At 36.7% G+C, this 23,194-nt stretch carries 16 protein-coding genes; 4 read left to right on the top strand and 12 right to left on the bottom strand.

The window, feature by feature from the left end; genetic code table 11:
• Positions 1-3: 3 nt before the first annotated feature.
• Entirely contained in the window at positions 4-2,244 is a 2,241-nt protein-coding gene (locus tag FBT53_RS09795; RefSeq protein WP_136951006.1) for a heparinase II/III family protein, read from the bottom strand.
• Between the two features lies 1 nt (position 2,245).
• Complete coding sequence (locus FBT53_RS09790) at positions 2,246-4,585, bottom strand: chondroitinase-B domain-containing protein (RefSeq protein ID WP_136951005.1); 2,340 nt, start codon at positions 4,583-4,585, stop codon at positions 2,246-2,248.
• A 231-nt stretch (positions 4,586-4,816) separates the two neighbouring features.
• Between FBT53_RS09790 and FBT53_RS09785 the strand changes: the two genes are divergently transcribed.
• From FBT53_RS09785 to FBT53_RS09775, 3 genes are all read left to right on the top strand, one after another.
• Positions 4,817-5,374 (top strand): TetR/AcrR family transcriptional regulator, encoded by a 558-nt coding sequence (locus FBT53_RS09785; RefSeq protein WP_136951004.1) that lies wholly within the window; start codon positions 4,817-4,819, stop codon positions 5,372-5,374.
• A gap of 49 nt (positions 5,375-5,423) precedes the next feature.
• Complete coding sequence (locus FBT53_RS09780) at positions 5,424-6,287, top strand: SDR family oxidoreductase (RefSeq protein WP_136951003.1); 864 nt, start codon at positions 5,424-5,426, stop codon at positions 6,285-6,287.
• A gap of 324 nt (positions 6,288-6,611) precedes the next feature.
• On the top strand, positions 6,612-7,133 hold the full coding sequence (locus FBT53_RS09775) for a DUF421 domain-containing protein (RefSeq protein WP_136951002.1): 522 nt from the start codon (positions 6,612-6,614) through the stop codon (positions 7,131-7,133).
• A gap of 92 nt (positions 7,134-7,225) precedes the next feature.
• Here the strand turns inward: FBT53_RS09775 and FBT53_RS09770 are convergent, their stop codons facing one another.
• The 9 genes from FBT53_RS09770 to FBT53_RS09735 are packed head-to-tail and all read right to left on the bottom strand — an operon-like array spanning position 7,226 to position 20,177.
• On the bottom strand, positions 7,226-8,044 hold the full coding sequence (locus FBT53_RS09770) for a sialate O-acetylesterase (protein WP_136951001.1): 819 nt from the start codon (positions 8,042-8,044) through the stop codon (positions 7,226-7,228).
• A 2-nt stretch (positions 8,045-8,046) separates the two neighbouring features.
• Positions 8,047-9,642, bottom strand: a complete 1,596-nt coding sequence (locus FBT53_RS09765) for a sodium:solute symporter (RefSeq protein WP_136951000.1) — start codon at positions 9,640-9,642, stop codon at positions 8,047-8,049.
• 15 nt (positions 9,643-9,657) lie between these two features.
• Positions 9,658-11,241: a cellulase family glycosylhydrolase gene (locus tag FBT53_RS09760; protein WP_136950999.1), complete on the bottom strand. Its 1,584-nt coding sequence runs from the start codon at positions 11,239-11,241 to the stop codon at positions 9,658-9,660.
• Complete coding sequence (locus tag FBT53_RS09755; RefSeq protein ID WP_136950998.1) at positions 11,225-12,271, bottom strand: glycosidase; 1,047 nt, start codon at positions 12,269-12,271, stop codon at positions 11,225-11,227. The genes FBT53_RS09760 and FBT53_RS09755 overlap by 17 nt, the downstream gene beginning before the upstream one ends.
• A gap of 55 nt (positions 12,272-12,326) precedes the next feature.
• Entirely contained in the window at positions 12,327-13,847 is a 1,521-nt protein-coding gene (locus FBT53_RS09750; RefSeq protein ID WP_136950997.1) for a hypothetical protein, read from the bottom strand.
• Positions 13,848-13,866: 19 nt separating this feature from the next.
• Positions 13,867-15,534: a hypothetical protein gene (locus FBT53_RS09745; protein WP_136950996.1), complete on the bottom strand. Its 1,668-nt coding sequence runs from the start codon at positions 15,532-15,534 to the stop codon at positions 13,867-13,869.
• Between the two features lie 10 nt (positions 15,535-15,544).
• A complete protein-coding gene (locus FBT53_RS09740; protein ID WP_136950995.1) occupies positions 15,545-17,044 on the bottom strand; it encodes a RagB/SusD family nutrient uptake outer membrane protein in 1,500 nt (499 codons plus the stop codon).
• A 49-nt stretch (positions 17,045-17,093) separates the two neighbouring features.
• Entirely contained in the window at positions 17,094-17,645 is a 552-nt protein-coding gene (locus FBT53_RS16280) for a hypothetical protein (RefSeq protein WP_240729805.1), read from the bottom strand.
• 9 nt (positions 17,646-17,654) lie between these two features.
• Positions 17,655-20,177, bottom strand: a complete 2,523-nt coding sequence (locus tag FBT53_RS09735; RefSeq protein ID WP_240729804.1) for a SusC/RagA family TonB-linked outer membrane protein — start codon at positions 20,175-20,177, stop codon at positions 17,655-17,657.
• Positions 20,178-20,385: 208 nt separating this feature from the next.
• Between FBT53_RS09735 and FBT53_RS09730 the strand changes: the two genes are divergently transcribed.
• Positions 20,386-21,246, top strand: coding sequence for an AraC family transcriptional regulator (locus FBT53_RS09730; RefSeq protein ID WP_136950994.1), 861 nt, complete (start codon positions 20,386-20,388; stop codon positions 21,244-21,246).
• Between the two features lie 66 nt (positions 21,247-21,312).
• On the opposite strand, the gene FBT53_RS09725 is transcribed toward FBT53_RS09730, so the two are convergent.
• Complete coding sequence (locus FBT53_RS09725; RefSeq protein WP_136950993.1) at positions 21,313-23,148, bottom strand: glycoside hydrolase family 13 protein; 1,836 nt, start codon at positions 23,146-23,148, stop codon at positions 21,313-21,315.
• Positions 23,149-23,194 lie beyond the last annotated feature (46 nt).

The following is a 23,194-nucleotide window of genomic DNA, read 5'->3' as shown; positions in this document are numbered from 1 at the left end:
TTGTTATTTTAAATTGATTAGTGTGCAAGGGCCTTGCCAAGTAATTTGCTTACCCTTAATCGCTATATTATGTTTAGTGCTTTTATCCGTTTTTTGTTTGGAGAATGCAACTGCGTAAATACTACCATCCGTTTTAGTTATACTTGTAACTAAATAATCTTCATTTTGCAGTATAACTTCTATTTTTTGAATTGTAGATGTTGCATTTACCGCCAATTCTGATACAGGACTGTACGTTCCGTGAGACTCAATTGTAGATACGAATACCGTATTTGCTACTGCATTTCTTCTTTGAATTAAAACAGGATCTCTACGTAAATTAAATTCAGGGTCGTTAGCACCTGTTCTCCCCATTACTAAGGAATCTTTATTTGTACTTATAGCAGTTACGGTATAAAATCTTTGGTTTTGTAACCAAGAGAATTTTAGATTATCATTTGTTAATGATGCCACAGCTTCTTTATATAAATGCTGGTAGCCGTTTTTACCCCCTAGAGGTTTTAATAACTCTGCTGAAGTTATAGGTACGCTTACCGTCATTGGCTGACCTAAATAATACAAAGGCATATCATATTTATGCGCTTCTTTAGATTGCACCTCCATAATATCTAAAATTACAGGACTTTGCCAAGTACTATCTTGTACAATTGCCATTGTACGAACCATATTTGTACCCGGATATGCATTCTCTTCTTTTGCTCTTACAGCTACAACTTCTGACTGGTCTAGGGTTGTGTATACTAAATTAGAATGATGTTTACTACCAACCTCATACGCACCTCCAAAATGAGATTCTTGATCTTGAACTAAGGTATTATGCGCAATGGTTTGCTTTGCCCAAGTTTTATTTTCCTTTAAATAATTGCCTCCGCCTTTTTGCTCAATATTTACAAACCTAGCTAGGCCGTAATCCTGAATCACCTCTTCTCCATCTTCAAATAAAGAATAAGACAACTTATCATAATGTCCGTGACTCAAACCTTGAGCAGTGTATTTATATACCAGCTCCAAACCATTTTTACGTAACACAGCAATACCACCTTCGTCTCCTTTTGCTCCATCTGTAAATGCAACAGATTCTTTAACAAAGGGCTTTTCTTGCCCTTTTTGTATTCCCATAGCTACAGCTAAGCCAGCATCATTTAAAACAATCTTGTTTTGTTCTTTTGCTATAGATAACAATGATGCATCCTTACCTCCATAGAAATATCCTATATCTACAGCGTTTACTAAGGCGTTGCTATAATAAGACATGCCTTTTTGACCATCATTTATAGGAAAGAATTCACCATCTTTATCTGATAATTGCAAAAGCGCATAAACACTTTTGAGCAGCACACCATTGTTGTATTCAAACACCTTAACCGCTGGCTTTACATTCTGTAATGCTTGCGCAAAAATTAAAAAAGGATACATGGCGTAGCGCTGATAGTACGGGCCTTCTGTGTAATAACCGTCCGGAGAAAAGGGTTCATCTAAATTCGCAAAGAATCCGGCTGCCTTGCCTGGTTCTATAATGTATCCTCCGTCGTTATCTTTTAAACCTTGTGCTAACTTCGCATCCTTTATTCCGTACAAAGCTCGCTCTAGTAAAGCATCATCATCCATAGCCAAGGCAATCATACCTACCGCTACATTACCCCACGTACTATGATTATGTATTCTATTAAAAAACTGAGGGTTCTTTATGGATATGAAATCGGCAAATGGCTTAAACAACTTATTTTCTAGATACTTACGGTCTTTTTTATTTAAAAAATCATAAATGCAATCGTAAGCTTGGCTGGTGTATACCAACCAATTAGAATCGTTTAAACACTGCCAAAACAATTTTCCCCTAGCATAAGAACGTTCTTTTGGATGAATAGGTAAAGTAGGATACAATTCTGCATAAGCCTTGAGCATCTCGTGCACGTAAATGGCGTAGGTTTCGTCTTCTAAAATCTGATATAACACCCCTGCCTGCTGCATTAAACGATAATTTTTCTTGTGCGTTTCATGCGTGTATCCACCAGAATAATCCTTAGGAACGGGAACATCTATACCATTTAGCATTGCTACATCTACCTCTTCTTTTACCGCTTGTACCGTTTTATCTAGCATGGGTAATTTTCCCAATTGCTGTCTTATTTGGTTTACCCCCGTTTTAGTCAGAATCAATTTTGGGTGTTCCTGAGCTCCTAAGAAAAGTACAGGTAACCAAATAAGCACACTTAATGCTAATTTTAGCTTTTTCAATACCATTTTAATCTACTTGTAGTCCTAAATCCTCTCCTGTGACGCCTTTCCCTTTCAACGGCGAATCTTCTGCTAGCTCATAACTATCCTCCTTAAATTTAGGCGGCATCTGCCATAGATTTGCGGCGTTGTACTTTTGGTCTCCTGTAACATTTAACTGGTCTGACTTGTAGAAATTGTTATGCACCACGTTTACAATAGGCTCCCCAACAACCAAATGCATGTTAATTCCCTTTGATTCCTGAAAAATATTATCCTTAATAGCTATTTCCTGTACTCCGTAGAGGCTTATAGCAGCATCATACTTATTGCGCTTGTCTTGCCCAACTTGATCAAAAACATTGTTTTCTAATTCTAAGAAAGGCCCAAAGGTACTTTCATCTTTACCGCCACGGTGTAAACGCAACGCCGCTCCCCCAACATTGGTAAAACTGTTGTTTTTTAGAATTACATATTCTGCATTGTAAATACCAATATCATCGGTTTCTTTATCCAATGCCATAACATTACCACTAATGGTATGAAATTTAGAATTTTTTATGCTGATGGTATCCGCAAACGTATTTTTGTAAACGCGGATTGCATCATAAGAATGATTAACATCTAAATTGACAAAGTCACAATTATCCACAAACAGCTTGTAATTTTTTGTCATGCTGTATTTGCTAGTAGTAATGACCGAATTACCTGTTCTATCTGGTGCATCTTCCCCATCAAAAATTAGATTTTCAAGAGAAAGACTACCACCGTTATTGATTTGAAAAAGCGATTTTTTCTCGAAGTATACCGTAGGTTTATCTCCCTCGGCTCCTTTAATGGAAATTGGATGATTGACTGCAACTGATTTTGTATTGGTATACTTTTCACCTGCTTCTAAAACAAGAATATCACCTGCATTGGAATTTGCAACCGCAGCCACCAAAGCATTAAGGCCAGGTGCTACTTGCACTTTTTTTCCTGTATTTAGTGCAACCTCTGTATCCTCTTTAGAATACCAAGAAACACCCGTATTTTCTTTAGAAGCCAAATTATCACTTAGCGTAGCGCCAATACCTTTAAGACCCTCCGGAAGTAATAAACCAGCATCATTCTCAACCAGTTTAAGCTCTTTTTGCTCAAAACCTTCGGCATCTATACTTTCCGTAATTGGACTGATAATATTTTTCTTGAACGTAATTCCGCTGATATCATCATAGACCGTGAATAAATTTTTACGGTCCGTGCTATAGAAAACGTTGTTTTCCATCACAGAATTTACAGGAACTGCACTCCGTTCCGCATCGCTCCCTGCACATAATTGTATATGGTCACAATCTATAAAAGTGTTGTTCGCAATTTTAGCATCCACCACTTGGTGATATCTGTTAATAGGCGAATTGGGTACACCGTTCATCATCACAAAAGCCCCTCTAAAACGGTAGCCTGTTAATCCTACACCGTAGTTATTAATAACCGTCTGCTGGCCATTGATAACACGAATACCACCTGTACTAGGCTTATTATTTCCTATAAAAACATTGCCTTCCACATGCGTATTACTACCGTGGCGCATAGTTAAGGTTCCAGTACACTCATAAAACATATTGTCTTTATACGTAGTGTTTCCAGATTTGTTCGAAATAATTTCATGCTCCCCATTACAACGGTCAAAATAATTAGAAGCTACCACAGTTCTGGAGTTGGTTAAAGAGTAGTGACTTGTTCCGATGCGTAAAGTTTCGCCTCCATTCGAACCCAAATTAGGACGCGGACCAAAATAGTTATGGTCTATTTGGTTATGATTTTCTTGACTTTCTTCTGTATTAAGCCTTACAATCATGGTAACTCCACGATTACGCTTACCTACTAAGTGATTATGGTCTATTCTATTATGCTTGCCATATATGGCTACCCATGTATCTGGCTCATGACGTTCTGGATTGTTATAGTTATCTATAACGCACTCTGTTAACCTACTATGGTGCGCTAAAGTATTTTTATCTTTTTTAAAACTAATCACCTCGGTTGTTGGGGTATATCCGTTTTTAAAGACTAAACCTTCTACCACCAAATATTTACCAGCCAATCTTAAATTAGATTGCCCTTCTAACAGCACTTTCCCTTTTTCCTCAACAGTTAAAGTAATTGGAGCCTCCGCTGTTCCTTCCCCTTCTAAAAGTAGTTCTGCATCTTTCCAGACTCCATTTGCCAAAGTAATAGTAGTTCCTGGTTTAGCGTTGGCCACAGCTTGGTCAAATTCGGCCACATTATGCACCACATCTTTGGGTGTATTCGTGTCTTTACAACTAGTTATTACCAGTAAAGATGTTAATAAAAAAGTCGTTTGCAGCAGTTTAGTGTATTTCATACATTAATTGGTTTACCAGTTTGGTTGACCAAATATAAACATATTTCATAAACATCAAAATCTAACCTTATATATTAACAAAAATGTATTTTAAAGGCTAATGATTATCAAAATGATATCTCCGAAGTTTAGTTTTCGTAGATATTTTCGGTACCAACTCTTAAATAAGATTAACAAAGAATTAGTTTCAAAAAATTGGAATAAACATTCCATTTGTGCTAGTTTTGTGGAGTGAATAAAAAAGAAAGAATATTACACGCAGCGTTAGAACTACTAACTACTAACGGGGTGCATGCTACACCAATGTCTGCCATTGCTAATAAAGCTGGTACAGGAATGGGTACCATTTATAATTATTTCCCCAATAAAGAGGTGTTAATCAATGCTATTTATCAAAAAATAAAGATTGAAGAAGAAGTTTTATTTGATGTTTTTGATGCAAATGCTCCGATAAGAACACAATTTGAAAATTATTATACCAAGGTAGTCAAGTTTTTCTTGCAGCATGAACAATATTTTAAGTTCATGGACCAACTACAGGCTTCTCCCATTATTGCTCCAGAAAGTAGAGAGGTAGGTTTAAAATCCATTATTATGGTACATCAACTTATTGAAAAAGGAAAGCAAGACCTAATTTTAAAGGATATAGCAACATCAGATTTATTGCAATTTATGGCAGGATCCATACTCTCTTTTTTACGAACTCATTTTAATTCTAAGGCTACAAACGCTTCTCAAAAGGCTCTCAAAAATCAATTACAAATGACGTGGGATGCTATAAAGGCGTAAAAATTTTATTATTAACTTGGAATGAATATTCATTCTAAAATACTTAAACATGAAAAAGAACATTTTAATTACAGGAACATCCACTGGAGTAGGCCTAGAGAGTGCGCTACTATTTGCTAGAGAAGGTTACAAAGTTTACGCCACCATGCGGAACTTAGATAAAGCTGAGCCGTTACATGATGCTATTTCTAAAGAAGGCTTGGATATTACCGTACTACCCTTAGATGTAACTAAGGTAGATACTATTAAGGACACAGTTGCCACTATTATTAAGGCAGACGGCAAGCTAGACATACTGTTGAATAACGCAGGGGCTGGCTTTGCAAAAACGTTAGAACAAACTTCACTGGAAGAAATAGATTGGGTCACCAACGTAAATTATTTAGGAGTAGTAAAAACTACCCAAGCGGTGTTACCACATATGAGGGCTGCTAAAAGTGGACATATCATTAATATCACTTCTGTAGGTGGTTTGGTGGGGCAACCTTTTTCAGAATTATATTGTGGAGCTAAATTTGCCGTAGAGGGCTTTACAGAAGCACTTGCCTCTTATGTAGGTGAGCCTTTCAATATCAAATTTTCTTTAGTAGAACCAGGAGGAATAGCAACCGAATTTATGAATAATGCTGTTGCCAAAACTTCTAATGATAAAGGCGAAATGGTTACAGGGGCCTATAAGCCCATTTTTGATACGTTTTTACAGGGAGCACAAGATAGAGCTGCTAACGGAGACGCCACTGCTTACCAAACCCCAGAACAAGTAGCGGCAATTATTTTAGATTTGGCAAAAGAAGAAAATCCACCACTACGTAAGCGTACGTCTGATTGGGCAGAACAACTATGCCATTTAAAAACTAAGGCAGATCCTACTGGGAACAAATTATTACAAGAGGTTAAAGCGAAATTTTTATAAAATCATATTAAAAGGACGGTCCCAATTTTTAAATGCCTTAAAATTTATCCCGTTTATTTTGGGAACAAAGCCATTGATTCGTTGTCTCAATGGCTTTTTTGTTTTGTTTATGCTCATTTATTGCGTTAAGCATTTTTCATTTTACGCTAATCCATTCTAGCTTAACTTCCTAATTTGGAACATAATTGCTAGGTTTTAGAATTTTACATCCTCTTTATGAAAGGAAATAATTGCAATAGGATATTGAAGAACATGGTATTTATACTGGTTGCAATTAGTGTGTTATTGCTATTCGTTATTACCTTAAATTATTGAAATCATAACATGCTAGAGAAATTATTGAAAACAACTTGGGAATCTGCTTTACTAATACTATTGACCAGCATAGGAATCTATTTGGTAACCATACTACTTACTCGTGTGGTTGGGAAAAGAAGTTTTTCTAAGATGTCTAGTTTTGACTTTGCTATGACTATTGCAATCGGTTCTGTTATAGCCACTACTATTTTACCTTTAAAAGTAAACTTAGCAGAAGGTTTTATTGGACTATTGGCAATTTATGTATTACAGATAACTCTTGCCCATTTTAGAGAACTCCCATTAATTCAAAACTTGGTGGACAATAAACCATTACTGCTAATGGATGGCACAAATATTATTTACCAAAATTTAAAGAAAGCTAAAGTTACTGAGAGCGATTTAAAAGCTAAACTAAGAGAAGCTAACGTAACACATTTAAACCAAGTAAAAGCTGTAATTTTTGAATCTACTGGTGATGTCTCTGTACTACACAAAAAAGACGATAATTTAATTCAAAATTGGATTATAGATGGAGTACAGCAATAGTCTATAAAGTACTTTCTTTTAGAAAACAAAAACACCAACCGCTCAAGATTGGTGTTTTTTTCTAAAATTAACTACATCTATCTACTACACTACTATATTTGCAACATTTTAGTCGCATATCTTTTCCCAATTTCCCTTACACCAGCACTATTAAAGTGTACCAAATCTTTCTGCACTTCGCATCCTTTTGAAGTAACTACATGTGCAGTAGGGATAACATTTGGTAGTTTGTTTATAATTATATTCATAGCAGCACATGTACCTCCTTGTTCCGCATGCACAACTTCTCCCGCCAGAAGGGGCACTTCTGATGCTTGTAAGCCTAAATCCGTAAGTAAATCTTTATATATCTTAGCCACATATTTTGGCCATTCTTCGTCACCAGTATTGGATTCTCCTTGGTGCAACAAAATTCCCTTTATCACTCCATCTTTTTGGGCTCTTTTCCCTAAATTTACTAGATATTGATAGGGATTACCATCGTAATCTTTAATTTTTTTCTGAAACCATTCTTCTGGATAAGTTTCTGTGAAATTTTGATATTGATTTTTATCAAATAATCTAATATCACAACCGCCTACTGCCACGTTTATAACTCCTATTCTTACGCTGTCTGGTAAATTGGCTACCAATGTTTTTCCAAAATAATCTGCAGGTGACAATCCTGATTGGCAATTACTTAAGGGCGGTATAGCGGGGTACCATGTATTTTTAGAACGGGAATAATTTTTACAATCCATATTTTGGAGCACTAAGAATCTATCTGTTGGCTGCTTATCTTCTTTTTCAATGACTGCAGAACCCTCCATATTGGATTGTCCAAAGCAGAGATAAACATGAAAATTGGAATCTTGTGCTTGCCCCATCAGTACAGCCCAGATACTAAGCACTAAAAACAAACTGTTTCTCATGCTTAACGATATAAAAATAAAACCGACAAACAAAAACCTATTAATATTAAAGACCAAAATCTAAAATTTTTAAGCAATGGAACACCCTTTAATTCTTCTGTTTCTTCCTTGTAAATCTTTTTAGTCCAAATTAAGTTTTTAATCTTTTCTGGGCCATCTGGTTTTGTTGTATAACTTACAATAATAATGACCAAAGCACTAAACAAAAAGTAAAAAGGCACCTTTAAAAGAAAGTGCATATTGCCTAGAAGCTCAATATCAAAAAGTGCTTTTAAAAGAATGGTATCTAGCGCTAGAATAGCTCCGGCAATAAGTCCCCAAAAAGCACCATGCCTATTTATTCTTTTCCAGAACACTCCTAAGAAAAACAAGGCTACTACCGGTGGCGCAATATAGGTAAGCATCTCTTGATAGTACTTTAAAAGTGAATCGAACTTAGAAATAAACGGCACCCATAATACCGCCAGTATTAAAACTAATAGTGAGACTATTTTACCTACAAATACCTGTTCTTTTTGCGATGCATCTTTCTTAATAGTGCTATAAAAATCCATAGTAAATAGTGTAGCAACAGAGTTGAGCAACGCACTGAGTGTAGAAGTAAGTGCCGCTACCATAGCTGCTAGCATTAAACCTAGCAACCCAGTTGGCATTAATTCTATGACCAATTTGGGATACACCATATCATTCTTAGGTAAATCTGGGAATAGGTGCTTACCAATTACTGCCGGAAATATGATGATGAAAATGATAGAAACCGTTAAAAATCCAACTAGTAAAATTCCTTTTCTTCCATGGTCTATAGACTTAGCAGTTAATACCCTTTGCACTAAAACTTGATTGTTACCCCAAAAATAAAACCCTAAGATGGGGATACCCACAACCATACCCAACCAAGGAACAGAAGCATCGTCCATTGGGCGGATTAATTTCATCATATAATCGCCCTCCAAAAGCATTTCTTTTAAATATGCTGCTCCCCCATTATTTAGTGCCAAAAAAGTGAGGATAAAAGTCCCCACTAATAACAATACGCCCTGTACCAAATCTACCTTTATTGCAGCAGAAAGTCCGCCAGGAATAGTATATGCCGCAACAATCACTGCAAATACAATAGATAGTTGCATTATAGTTAAAGACGGAAAAACCAATTTCATTAATAAAGATGCGGCGTATAATGCCCCTGCGGCGTCTAAAAAAGTACTCCCCATTAAAGTGATAAAGGAGAAATAGTATCTAGAACGCTTATCAAAACGTTTTTCTAAGAATTCTGGTATCGTAAAAATACCAGATTTTATATAAAACGGTAAAAAGAACATGGCAAAGAATACCATGACAAGTACAGATACTAAATCATAATTAAATACCGCTATACCCGTTGAGTAGGCATCGCCACTTTTACCAATTAAGGTAGTACTAGAAATACTGGCTGCAAATAAGGAAAAACCAATAATAGGCCAGGTCATACTACGGCCAGCCATAAAATAATCTTGCGTAGAAGTACTCCCTTTTTTAGAAGATTTAATCCCAAACCATACAATAAAAATAAAGTACAGTACTAGTACTACAATGTCTACAGTTCCTAAATTATATTCCACTTATATGTTTATTTTTTACTCTAGAGCCTTGGTGCTTACAAAAAGTACACTATGCTTTTTTAAAGCGATAGAAGACAAAAAAGTAGCTTGGTTGTTTGGTTCTATTCTTTGAGCTGCAACAGGAAAACCTGCTGTATTTTTGGCGCTTTGCGCTTCTGCATACTCATACACATACAAATCTTGCGTTTGGTCTATTAGGGATGAAGAAAATGCCATATGTTGGTCCTTTTTTGATTGATTGACCAGAGTAAATGTAAAGCCATTATCAAATTGAGCTGCCACAGCTCTTATACTATCATTAACAACATCTAATTGGGGCTTGTATACCGTAGATTTAGGAGGATAAAGTTGGCATAACAACGTCCAAGGATACGCCCAAGGTCTAGGTGTTTTATCTTTGGAATGATTCCCAAACTCCTCTGCCAAAATATTCCACATACCCCATTTTTTAAGCTGATGTTTTTCTCCTAAATCGCCAACAGTGTGCATGGCATCATCCAAATCCCAAGCAATAGTACCACTGGCCCCAGCCAACATGGATTGTACTGCCGCATCTGCCATATCTACCCCATAAAAGTAATCGTAAACAAACATAGAAGAATCATCTGGCCCTGCATGGGGGTCTTCTTCTCCTCTTTTCTTATTTTCATCAAATAATTTCCCAGTATACTTCATTCCCAATTCTCCTAAAACAAATGGTTTTTGAGTTGGATGTATTTTTTGCATGAAGGGTTCTAAATAACCTACAAAATCTCCTGTTCTTATCATATCTTGATTGGCATAAATATGAAAGTCATATAGACCTGTCTGTTTGTCTAAGTCGGTTATGGTGCTATACACCCAATCATGTGCCTTTTTAGGATTAGTAGGATGATTCCACTGCGTAACCGCATCTGGCCCTGCTAAAGCTATATGTTGTGCTAAATCAGACGCTTGTAACGCATCAAATAGCATTTGGTATCCCTTTTTCCACTGTTCCCAATCCCCATCGGTAGAGGCCCAATATCCATTGGGTTCGTTCACCAGATTGTAATATTGAATACAAGTGTAGCCCTTTACATTAATTAGATGGTCTAAATAGGCTATAATCATCTGTATCCATCTAGGGTCATCTGCCCGCTCTATTTCTGGAATCGCATTATTTAAATTCCATAAACCAGGAGCTCCCCATTCTCCAAATAATACAGGAATATCTCTTTTTTGACAATAGTCTAAAAGCTTATACAGACTTTTGATTTCTGGAGTATCAAAATTAAGTTGGGGTTGCCCTTGTTTATTTAGGCCTTGATAGTAACGCCATGAGGCAACATCCATCACCCTAATAATTCTTGGGTTTATATAATCTAATCTTTCGTATAAAAGCTCCCATTTTTCAGGTGTCATTAACGCACCCCATTCTGCATCTGGAGCATCGGCATGTGGATATGCAGACCATTGTACACCGTGGCCCAAAAATGGAAAATCTAATTTTTGGGCTGGTGATACAACTACATTAATGTCTGCTTTTGGTACAAAACCGTTGTCTTTACAAGACCATAACAGGACTGTTAAAAAAGCGACAAGGGAAAAAAATAAAAATTGCTTATTGTTTAAATGCATCTAATAACTGATTGATGTTACATGTTGCTAAACCAATATACTTATCTGCTGCACCATAATAAACGTACAACGTATCTTCTATAATCATGTTCCCTGTTGGGAAAACACACCCGTTGTAATAGCCTTCTATTTCATAATCAGCTTCTGGCTCCATTATCCAATCTTCTAACCTACCAATAACCTTAGTTGGGTCTTCTAAATCTAATAATGCAGCTCCAACACGGTAGTACCCTAATCCGCCATTTTCTACGCCATGGTAAATAATTAACCATCCATCTTTGGTACGTAATGGAGGTGTACTACCTCCCACTTTTTCTTCCCAAGTGCCTTCTATACCTGCAATAAGTAATGTACTAGGCTCTTCCCAAACCATTAAATCATCTGAAAAACGAATCCAAATTGCTGGTCTATTAGTGCCGTATGCTTCTCCTATCCATTCTTTTGGACGGTGTAACATAGCATACTTTCCATTAATTTTTTCTGGAAAAAGAATCACGTCTCTATCGTCTAGATTTGCAGTTGTGATGCGGCCTAGACGTTTAAATGTTTTTAAATCTTTGGATATAGCTAATCCAGAATTGGCTACGTTATTTTTATAAACATGTGGGGTATCTTCTCCAGATTCTGGCACTAAAATAACATCATGCTCAAACTTCCAATATTGTCCAGGAGGAAAAGGTCTATACGCATAAGTTATATAATATTCCTCTCCAAATTTTACAATTCTGGGGTCTTCTACCCCACCCATATCTGGTCCATCTATACTGGGAGAAAATATGGGGTCCTTACTCATTCTTTTAAAATGAACACCGTCTGTACTCTCTGCAAGACCAAATCTTATATAATGCTCTTCATCATTACCTGCTGCTCTATAAAGCATGGTAAACTTACCATCCTCATACCAAACTCCAGGATTACATACTACCAAATTCTCCCAATGGTTATCTGGATTTGGACTAAAAATTGGATTCTCTGGATGCTTATTTAGTTTTATTGTAGCCACTTGCTTATTATCACTTACTATATTCATCTTGTAATTAACTATGCGTTGTTTTGCTGTTTATTTTATGATTTTATGATTGGTGTTACTCCATATTGGTAAACAAGACAAAAGATTGCCCCTCTAGTTCTATCGTTACCCCTTCTTTTAAATTTAAAGCGATATTTTCCGTCTCTGGTATGGCAAAACCGTTCAGATCTACAGCGCCTATAAAACTGCCATCTTGGTTTGCTTTGTAGCTGTATTTAGCTACTGAAATTGACTCTAAATCATTAGACTTTAAATTTATAGGATAGGAGACGTAGTGCGAATTGACCAATGCAATAGTGTATTTACCGTCTTTCTCTCCCATAATAGCACGTACTCCTTTTTTGTCTGGCAAATTAACTTGATACAATGTACTGCCAGCGGGGAAGAATCTAGATAACAATGAAACAGGATAAAAGAATGGTCTAATCATTTCGTCTTCAGCTTTACCTCCCAGCTCTTCTCCTAGTATGTTCCAAAAGCCCCAACGTTTTAACTTTTGTGTATGGTAATCTCCATCATCTGGACTATTATACATGGCATCGTCCATATTCCAAATAATGGAGCCAGCATATCCTTCTCTCATGGTTTGGATTAAGGCATCTGCCATATCTACACCATAAAAAGCTTGGTATACCATCATATTAGAATCTTGACCGGCAAAAGCATCTTCTGCAATAGCAGCATCATTTTTAGCCTTTAAAGCAGCATCTACATTGGCATATTTAAACCCTATTTCTCCTAAAACCAATGGTTTATCTGCAGGCGTTATCGTTTTGTATGCACGTAGCATTTTTGCATATTCCCCGCTCCTAACGGTAGTCTGCTCCGGATAAACATGGATATCATACAAACCTAAATTATCTCCTAAATCTACAGTTGCGTTAGTGAACCATTCTGTTTGCGCAGCAGAATTGAAAATGGCAATATCTGGCCCCATCAGCTTAACTGAAGCTAAATTGTACTTTTCCATTTCTGCTAAGTACATCAATTGCACATCTCTCCAAACGTTATAGTTACCATTAGTAGAAGACCAATCGCCATTAGGTTCATTTACAATGTTGACTGTTTTAATAACAGTATACCCTTTTTCATTAATCAAATGGTTTACAAATTTTACTGAGTTTGCAACCCATTGCCCGTTTATGTTGCTTATATCCCCATCATACACATGCCCCCATTCACCAAAGGTTACTTCTATTCCTTTGGCTTGGGCGTAGTCTAGCATGCGATACAAAGAAGCAGTTTTTGATTGTTCATCATAAGCACCATTTACTTCATAAGACCAAGACGGGCTCGTCATAATTCTTAAAAACGGTGGTCTTAAAAAGTCTATTCTTGCAAAAAGGGTACTCCAATCCTCCTCACTCAACGTTTCTGTTCCTAACCAAGTAGGCACCATATCATACCCGCCCCATTGTACACCATTACCAATAAAATTGGTCGACACCACTTGGTTTGTTATTTGTATATCTCTATTTTGGGCAATTGCTTCGTTTACATTCAAATCATCTTCTTGGCAAGAAACCAATCCAAAAATGAACATGCATATAGCGGAATAATGATATAAATTCTTCATGCGATTTACTAAGTGATTTTTAGTTTTTATCGATGTATACTTCGTACTTATACGTCCAGCACATGTAATTATCATAATTACCATAATCCCAACGTGGTTCTAGTTCTCTATATGGCAACTCAAAAGCTAACACGTAACCCGTTTCTGTAGCGATAAGGGTTGCTTGTGATGTAATTTCATCTTTTGATAGGCCTATGTAAAAAATACCCGTGGTGGTGTCTAGTTCCCAATAAGAATCCCCTGTAGGCAATAGATGTCTTAATTTTGTATTTAAATCCACATCCGCATCTGGGTGATTAAAGTCTCCAAACATACCGTCTGCACCTGCTTCGTTGCTGATAGTTCCAAAGGGCCTATCTCCTTCTACCCCTTCATTGATAATACGTATCTGGTTATCATATTCTGCCAGGGCATCAGGAAAATCAGCACTTATTTCTTTATTAAAATCACTGCCCCATTCTTGGTTCACGTGGATTAAAGCACTTGCCAAAGTATAGGTGCCTTCAATAGCTTGTTTTACCACTAAATTGAGGGTCCAAGTTTGACTTTCACCAGCTTCTGACGTAACTGTTACCGTTGTTGTATTACCAGCAGAAAAGTTTAAGACATCCCCAACTGTAACGTTTGCAGTAGCTCCATAAGACAATTCTAATCCTGTGATTTCTAAAGCACTAATATCTGCCTCATTATCTTGTATAGTGACTGTAATCTGGTGGTTATCATAATCAAAACTAGTATCTCCATCTTGATTTGCTACGGTAATGCTCATAATGTCATTCCCTGTTTGCGCCTCATAATCTTTGGTCAGCGTATACCACATAGACTTAGACATGTGTGCCAATTCTTCATAAGACCAGTTTTGCTCATTCCAATCAAACAATTCTGGTTGGTAAGGCACTTCTGCTTTTAAAGAAACCTCTCCCGTTGCTACAAGCACTTCTAAATCTAGCTCATGAACCACACGGTTGGCATCGGTAATAATCACTTTATTCAGCTCAAAATTTCGAGACCAAGTCCCCGTGCCTTTTGGAATCTTTCTGAATCGGCTATTAAAATCCCACCCATTCGCTGTATCCGTAAAACTTCCATAAACTCCGTCATTACCTGCATTGTGCTCATACACGCCATACGGATTCCCATTTTCATCGGCTCCTTCCACAGTAAAAGTTATAGTATTATCAAACTCTGGGTTTAATTCTGGCAAGTAGTTATTGATTTGCTCATACTTTTCCCATCCCCATGACTCCCATGTAAATAAGTCTGCATACAACCCAATTTGCCCAATATACCAAGTACCTTCTAAGTCTGATTTAAATGGAAGCAATTCTATACGCCATATTAGCGACTCACCAGCTCCAGATTTTATCTCTAACATTGATTCTCCAGAAGTAAAATCTAAGGTTGTACCTACCGTTTGCTCTGTAGAAGCACCATAAGACAACTGAATATCTTTTATGGCTACCTTAGAAAGGTCCTTTATATTTTCTGTTTTAGCAAAAACCTTAATAGTAGCCTCCTCAACATCTCTTTCTATAAGAGCAGTACCAATCTGCCCTTCTAACAAAATAGAAACTATATTCCGTTCTTTTTGCCATGCAGTACCCTCTAAATCTTCTAATGGGTCATCCGTACATCCTACCAACAAAAATCCGATTGCTAGGATCCAAAATTTAAATAGATTTTTCATTCGTTTTAGTTTAGTTGATGTTAGGATTTAAATCGATTTCTCGTTGCGGAAGCGGAAAAAACGCTGCTGCTTCTGCAGAAATGCCTGCAGCTGTAAGCACCTCTTGTTGTACCCAATTTTTTCTTCTAAGGTCCCATAGTCTATCGCCCTCAAAGGCCAATTCTCTTTGGCGTTCTTCTACAACCAAATTTCTAAACTGTGCGGTTGTTATGCCTGCTAAACTTGCCAATTCTTCTACCCCTGCTCTTCTACGCACTTGATTGTAATACGCTAATCCCTCTGCATTTGCGGTTGCTTCTGCATATACCAACTGTATATCTGTAAAGCGGATTAGGTAAGGTCTTGTGCTTGTTTTATCGCCTTCAAAGTTTGGGTCTATATATTTTCTTGTGAATGGATATGGTACTAACCCATCTTGTGTAGAACCAATGGTGTTACCTTCTTGGTCATATACCTCTGTAACCAATAAACTGTTTCTTCTATTATCTGCTGGGTCGTAGGCAGAAAAAAGCTTTTCAGTAGTCTGGAATACACTCCAACCGTCGTGCGTTGGGATTAGACTATCATCTGTATTTTGCAAATACACGGTAGCGCCACCCAGCCAAGGAATAAAATATTTAGAGAGCTTAGAATAATCCCCTTCATTAGTACCAGAACGGTCCATGGACAAGATAAATATATGCTCTTTACCGTTGGGTGCATCTACATTATATATCTGTTGTAAGTCTTCTTCAAATCCATAAGTGGTTTGCCCTGTTAAAACCTCCTTTGCGTTTGCAGCAGCAGCTGCGTATAAATCTTCTACAGAGGCCGTCAAAGTGTCGTATTGCGGCACACCACTTTCTTTAGCAGAAGCAGCAAACAAATACACTTTAGCTAATAAAGCCTGTGCCGCTACTTTATCTGCCTTACCCGCTACTGGATTTACTTTTAATAAAGTAACAGCTCTTTCTAAATCTGCTATTAGAAAGCTATACACCTCTTGCATATTTTGTGGAGGTACTGCTGTGGTCTCGTCTAGCTTATCTATTAAGGAGCTTTGCAAAGGAGCCAAGCCAAAAGCTTTAACCAAATTAAAATGATTGTAGGCTCTTAGAAACAAAGCTTCTCCAAGTAATCTACTTTCCTCCTCGTGATTGTACCCCCTACCCTCTACATTTTCTAACACCGCATTGGCTCTGTTAATAGCTATATAGGCAGACCTGTAATATTGAGACAACAGTTCATTTTGTGCAGTTACTTGCCAATTAACAAACATTAGTGCATCTGCTCCTTCGTCTGGTTTTACCACACAGTTATCCGAAGCTAATTCTGTTAGATAAAAACTTACTGGTGCATAGCTGACCAATGTTAACGCATCATAGGCGTATAATAAAGATGCTTCTGCATCTTCCAAGGTGTCATAAAAGTTTTCATCAGAATAAAAACCCTCTGGTTCTACATCTAAACTCTCACAAGAAACCACTCCTATAAGAAGTACGATTCCTATTATTATTTTAGTGATTTTCATTTTTAAATTCTTTTTTGTCTGGATTATTTAAGACGCTCGTTGTTGTCTACTAGAATGTAAATTCTAGTCCTATAGTCCAATTTCTAAGCTTTGGATAACCGCCCCAGTAAATACCATTTTCTCCTAATTCTGGGTCGTAACCTTCAAAATCTGTAAGTGTAAATAAATTGGTGGCGTTTAAAGAGATTCTCCCTGATTTAAAGAATGCCATTTTTAAATCCTCAAAACTATAGCCAAGGGTTAAGTTCTGTAGCCTTACAAAGCTTCCTTTGTCTATAAACCAATCTGACATATAGAGAATTCTACCGTCTCTTAAGCTTGGATACGCATTAGTAGGATTATCCAAAGTCCACCTAAACGGTAAATTACTAGGCTCACCAAATTTCTTGGTATTAAAAACATCTTGCCCAAACACCCCATTAAAAAACAAAGACAAATCAAACTGTTTGTATCTTGCTTGTAAATTTAAACTGGCCGTAAAATCAGGATTTGGGTCACCAATTATTGTTCTATCATCTTCGTCTATTACACCATCTTCATTTAAGTCTACATACTTAAATTCTCCCGGTTGCGCTAAATTTCCAGATAATCCAGCCGCCAAGCCTTCTGTTTAATTTTGCACAATACCATCTACTTGGTAACCATAAAATACATTTATAGGTTGCCCCACAGCTAATATGTTAGGGATAGCTCTAAACGCTTCTACTTGGCTCCCAGAAAACTCGTATTTAGTACCTGTTAACTTATCTGTATTTAAACCAGAAGCCAAGGCATCACCTAGATTCACCACTTTATTTTTGTTCCTAGACATGATGAGTGTACCGGCTAAATCTAACTTGTCTGTACTGATTATAGTACCATCTAAGGTAAGTTCTATCCCTTTGTTTTCTATTTCACCATCATTCACCCACATTCTATCATAAGAAGAAGACGGAGACAGCAATCTTTCTCTTAATAAATCTGATGTATACTTGTTATAGTAATCTACCGTAATTCTTAGTCTTCTATCTAAAAAAGCAAAGTCTGCTCCAATATTATATTGTCTTGTGGTCTCCCATTTTAAATCTGGATTAGGTATACCACCCCAAGTTTTTTTACCACTTTGGCTGTCTTGCCCAACTACAAATCCTGGACCAATGGCTGTACGCCAAGAACCATCTACGTAATACTGGTCTTGCCCATACCTACTGTTAATTAGGTAAGGAGAAATACCTTGGTTACCAGAGATACCAAAACTACCTCTAAGTTTAAATTCATCAAAAACATCTAAATCTTGAATAAATTTCTCGTTATGCAGTTTCCAGCCTATTGCTCCGGAAGGAAAATAAGCCCATTGATTGTTTTCTCCGAATTTAGAAGAACCATCCGCTCGCATTGTAAAAGTTACCAGATATTTATCGTCATAAGCATAATTTAATCTACCTAAACCAGAATACAATACTGTTTCGGTTTTGCTATTGGCGACTCTTTGTTTTTCTGGATTGCCTACCGCAAGATTGCCATTACCTAAAGATTCATTTAAAAAATCGAACGCTCTAAGTTCTGAAGTTCTGGCTTGGTAATATTGATAAGAAACTCCACCCATAGCATTAAAACTATGTTTATCCTTTAACTTTTTATCAAACGTTAAAAAGGTTTCTGAAACCGTTTCATTAGACTCCCAATTATTGATACCACCAGCACCATTATTAAAGGTACCATCTAAAGTATATCGCTTAGGATTGTAGAAATCTGTAGTAGATTTACCAAACTTATAATTTAGTTGCGATTTAAGTTTTAAAGATGGATTTAACTCAATTTCTGCAAATACAGAACTAATAAAATCCATAAATGTATTGGTATTAGACCTCGTATTCGTCAGGGCTATAGGGTGGCTAAAATCTTGAGGCCCAATAAGAAAATAATCCTGCGTAGGGTCATTATTCTGATAGATAGGAAATATAGGATTTCTCCAATATGCTAAATCGTTATTATTATTCTGTTTGCCTTTAGAATAGATAACATTGGCGCCCACCGTAACTTTACCGTCGTATAATTTTCTTAAAGTGTTTAGGTTTACGTTCAATTTCTCGTAATCACTATCTATATAAACCCCTTCATTAGTATAATATGTACCACTTAAACTAAATTGCGAATCCTTATTCTGACTACGAACTGCAAAATTGGTGTTATTAGAAATTGGGTCCCTAAAGACCACCTTATCCCAAGGTGTATTAAACGCCCAAGAACCATTTCTTAACTCATTTACAGAAGGATAATACACGCCATTTGGGTCTGGCGCACCTACGTAAAGCGGAACAAAACCTCCATTTATTCTACCCTCGTTGCTCAACTCTGCCATCAATACAGGGTCTCTCCAAAGATTCAATTCTGAAGTAAATCTGGAAAAGGTATTTTGCTGGGAAATAGAGACCTCTGTACTATTCATTTTACCTTTTTTAGTGGTAATGATTATTACACCATTAGCACCACGAGAACCGTAAATGGAAGATGCAGAAGCATCTTTTAAAATCTCCATAGAAGCAATGTCCTGTGGCGAAATTTGTTTTAAATCCCCAGCATTACCAATCGGGAAACCGTCTACTACTACTAGAGGGTCATTACCTCCTCTTAAAGAGCTACCTCCTCTAATACGTATCACAGCACCGGCTCCAGGATTATCAGAAGGTGCAGTAACTTGCACCCCTGCCACTTGACCTTGTAATAAACCATCTACTGAGTTTGCTGGTCTAGAGGGAATATCATCCATATCTACTGCAGCCACAGAGCCTGTAAGATCACTCTTTTTTACCGTACCGTAACCCACAACCACTACCTCATCTAGCTGAGACACATCTTCTTCCAGAATAATGGTAAAATTGGTCTGGTCATTTACAGCAAGTACTTTAGAAGCAAAGCCTATATAGGATACTTCTAGTTGTGCTGTTGTATTGCTTACCGATAAGGAAAACAATCCATCAAAATCTGTTGTAGTACCGTTTTGGGTACCTTTCTCTAAAATTGTGGCGCCTGGAAACGGCTGGCCAGCTTGGTCTGTTACTATTCCACTAATTTTGATTTGCGCATGTGCAGTAGTCATGGACAACAAAATCAGCATAGTGGAGAATAACCATAAAAGGTTAATCCTCTTCATTTAGCTTTAGTTTATTAGTTAATTATAGATTCAAAATTAGGATAGGTAGTTTGTGCATTATGAATATATCTTGCTCAAAACTGTGCGTTTTTTGAATTATTGATAGTATTTTGATTATTTTTAGGTCATATTCTGAATACTACTTTAAATAATTATTAAAATTCTAGAGAAGTATTTTATAAAATTTACTTACTGAGGAGCGCTGTTAATGAAGTCGATTAAGGAAATTACCCCCATAAAATCTAATGACCCTTTTGTTATTTTAAAACATGAAAATGCACTTTTTGATTATCCTTTGCATTTTCATGATGAATACGAATTAAATTTAATTACCAACTTCAAAGGTACACGCACCGTTGGGGATTCCATAGAAAAATGTGAAGAAACAGACCTTACGCTTTTAGGTCCAGAATTAAAACATTTATGGAAATCAGAAGCCTTAGTGAGTACAGCTAGTGTTACGACCATACAGTTTCAAGAACACTTTCTGCATAGCAAATTTATGGAATACAATGTCTCTAAAGACATTAAAAAACTACTAGAGCTTTCTAAACGTGGTATCGCTTTTGCCGAACCTACCAAAAGCTTGGTTAAAGAAAAAATAGACGCAATAGAAAGCAACGGGGACTTTAAATCTTTTCTCATTTTTTTAGAGATTTTACATTTGTTATCCATTTCTAAGGATTATAAAGTTTTAAGCAATCCTCCTAGCGCTAATTATAACCAAGAAAGAGAAAGCAGAAGAATAACTACGGTAATCAATTACATTCGTAAAAACTACCAACAAGACATTAAGCTGGGTAAAGTTGCACAATTGGTCAATATGTCCGAATCTGCGTTTAGCCATTTTTTTAAAAAGCGAACAAGTCAAAGTTTCACCAGTTACTTGTTAGATTACCGCTTGGGTGTGGTTACCAAATTATTGATAGAAACAAATATGTCTATTAATGAAATAAGTTTTGCTGCAGGATTTAATTCGCTTTCCAATTTTAATAGGGCATTCAAAAAAAAGTTTCAGTTATCTCCCAAGGAGTACAAAACAAATTATGAAAGAGAAACCACTCGATAACTCTAAAAACAAAAACACCAACCGCTCAAGATTGGTGTTTTCTACACTAAACTGAAAAATTAAATGCTACTCTACTTCTATAACCATTGCAGTTTTTGCAGCTATATCTATATGGTCCATATTGTTATAGGTTTTATTGGTTAAAATCTCTGTACCATTTAAGTTACCGCCAAGAACTTCTAAGTAATCTTCTACATTTAAGGTTGTTGCTTCTCCCTTATTTAAAATCACCATCACCTTTTCATTCTCATTGTATCTAAAGAAAACATAAACATTATCTTTTGGTGCAAAATGAATCAGCTTTCCGTTGTGGATAACCTCCGCATTTTTTCGCCAATTAAATAACTTACTTAAATAGGCCTTTGCATCTTTTTGTTCAGCAGTTAATCCTTTCTCTGTAAAAGCATTTACCTTGTCTTTTGCCCATCCGCCAGGATAATCTGTTCTAATAATACCGTGGTCCTCGGTACCTTTATTACCCATTAGAATTTCCGTACCATAATAAATCTGTGGAATACCACGTACCGTAGCTATGTAAGTCAACGCGAGTTTAACTAAGGCTGCATCCTCATTAAGCTGGGTAAAAATGCGACTCATATCATGATTATCTGGAAAAACCACTAAGTTATTTGGGTCTGGATATAAGTAGTCTTGCCCCAATTCCTCATAAACCACATTCCAAGAGTTGGTATCGTTTAAGGAGTTTACTAGTGCATGTTGTATGGGAAAATCCATCACACTTTTTAATTCAGAGATATAGCCATTAGCATTTTCTTTTCCTTTTTGCCAATATGATACGATAGTAGGACGGAGCACCCACTCCTCTCCTACAATATTAAAATTTGGGTATTCTCCCATCACAGCGGCTGTCCAATCTCGCATAAAGTACATGTCTGGATAAGGATATGTATCCATACGGATACCAGCGATGCCAGAATATTCTATCCACCAAAGTGTATTTTGAATTAGGTAGTTAGCCATAGCGGCATTGCGCTGATTTAAATCTGGCATTGTTGGGACAAACCATCCATCAAAAAACTCTTTGGTATCTTTTTTAGTGGCATAGGGATCTAAAACCACGGTCTTTTTATGATTGGTTTGGGTGTAGGTATCCCATTGGTTAATCCAATCGTCAGATGGTAAATCTTTCATCCACCAATGTTCCAATCCACAGTGGTTGGCAATCATATCCATAATTACCTTCATTCCCTTTTCAGAGGCTTGCTCTACCATAGCTCTATACGCCTCATTGCTACCATAACGCGGGTCCACTTTATAAAAATCAGTAATGGCATATCCATGATAACTGTAAGAGGGCATGTTATTTTCTAAAATAGGATTGGTCCATATGGCGGTAAACCCCATATCCTTAATCGCATCCAAACTATTTACAATACCCTGCACATCTCCTCCGTGCCTACCCCCTTTATCCTTTCGGTTGGGTTGTTCCAACATTCCTGCAACAGCATCGTTGCTTGGATTTCCATTCACAAAACGGTCTGGTGTAATTAAGTAGATAGCATCAGATGTATTAAATCCTTCTATATTCTTACGGTTATTTGTCCTGGCTTTAAGCTCGTAAGGTTGTTCAAATACCACCGAATTATTCTTTTTAAATTCTAAGGCTAAATGTCCTGATTGAGCAGTATCATCTATTTGTAAATTGATAAACAAATAATTGGGATTAGTTACTTTTTTTGCACTTTGCAGTTGTACCTTATCATACGGTTTTAAAGCAACATCAAAAGTGGCTATATCCTTGCCGTAAACTAATAATTCAATAGTGTTGTATTCCATGCCCACCCACCAATTTGGTGGCTCTAAACGGGAAATAGAATTTTGGGCGGTTACTTGTGTTAAAACTAACACCAGTATCCAAGTAAAAAAAGAAGTAATTCTCATCAAATTAGTTTTTTATTCAGTTACAACTAAACTAATGAGAATGGAG

It is taken from the genome of Flavobacterium sp. ASW18X, assembly GCF_005144745.1.
Lineage (GTDB): Bacteria > Bacteroidota > Bacteroidia > Flavobacteriales > Flavobacteriaceae > Croceivirga.
This window is presented reverse-complemented; position numbering and strand designations above follow the sequence as displayed.

What these genes read in the sequence shown, in the direction of transcription:
- FBT53_RS09775 (WP_136951002.1), top strand. Translation starts at nt 6,612, where the DNA reads ATGCTAGAGAAATTATTGAAAACAACTTGGGAATCTGCTTTACTAATA.
- FBT53_RS09740 (WP_136950995.1), bottom strand. Translation starts at nt 17,044, where the DNA reads ATGAAAATCACTAAAATAATAATAGGAATCGTACTTCTTATAGGAGTG.
- FBT53_RS09755 (WP_136950998.1), bottom strand. Translation starts at nt 12,271, where the DNA reads ATGAATATAGTAAGTGATAATAAGCAAGTGGCTACAATAAAACTAAAT.
- FBT53_RS09780 (WP_136951003.1), top strand. Translation starts at nt 5,424, where the DNA reads ATGAAAAAGAACATTTTAATTACAGGAACATCCACTGGAGTAGGCCTA.
- FBT53_RS09730 (WP_136950994.1), top strand. Translation starts at nt 20,386, where the DNA reads ATGAAGTCGATTAAGGAAATTACCCCCATAAAATCTAATGACCCTTTT.
- FBT53_RS09745 (WP_136950996.1), bottom strand. Translation starts at nt 15,534, where the DNA reads ATGAAAAATCTATTTAAATTTTGGATCCTAGCAATCGGATTTTTGTTG.
- FBT53_RS09750 (WP_136950997.1), bottom strand. Translation starts at nt 13,847, where the DNA reads ATGAAGAATTTATATCATTATTCCGCTATATGCATGTTCATTTTTGGA.
- FBT53_RS09770 (WP_136951001.1), bottom strand. Translation starts at nt 8,044, where the DNA reads ATGAGAAACAGTTTGTTTTTAGTGCTTAGTATCTGGGCTGTACTGATG.
- FBT53_RS09790 (WP_136951005.1), bottom strand. Translation starts at nt 4,585, where the DNA reads ATGAAATACACTAAACTGCTGCAAACGACTTTTTTATTAACATCTTTA.
- FBT53_RS09795 (WP_136951006.1), bottom strand. Translation starts at nt 2,244, where the DNA reads ATGGTATTGAAAAAGCTAAAATTAGCATTAAGTGTGCTTATTTGGTTA.
- FBT53_RS09760 (WP_136950999.1), bottom strand. Translation starts at nt 11,241, where the DNA reads ATGCATTTAAACAATAAGCAATTTTTATTTTTTTCCCTTGTCGCTTTT.
- FBT53_RS09735 (WP_240729804.1), bottom strand. Translation starts at nt 20,177, where the DNA reads ATGAAGAGGATTAACCTTTTATGGTTATTCTCCACTATGCTGATTTTG.
- FBT53_RS09725 (WP_136950993.1), bottom strand. Translation starts at nt 23,148, where the DNA reads ATGAGAATTACTTCTTTTTTTACTTGGATACTGGTGTTAGTTTTAACA.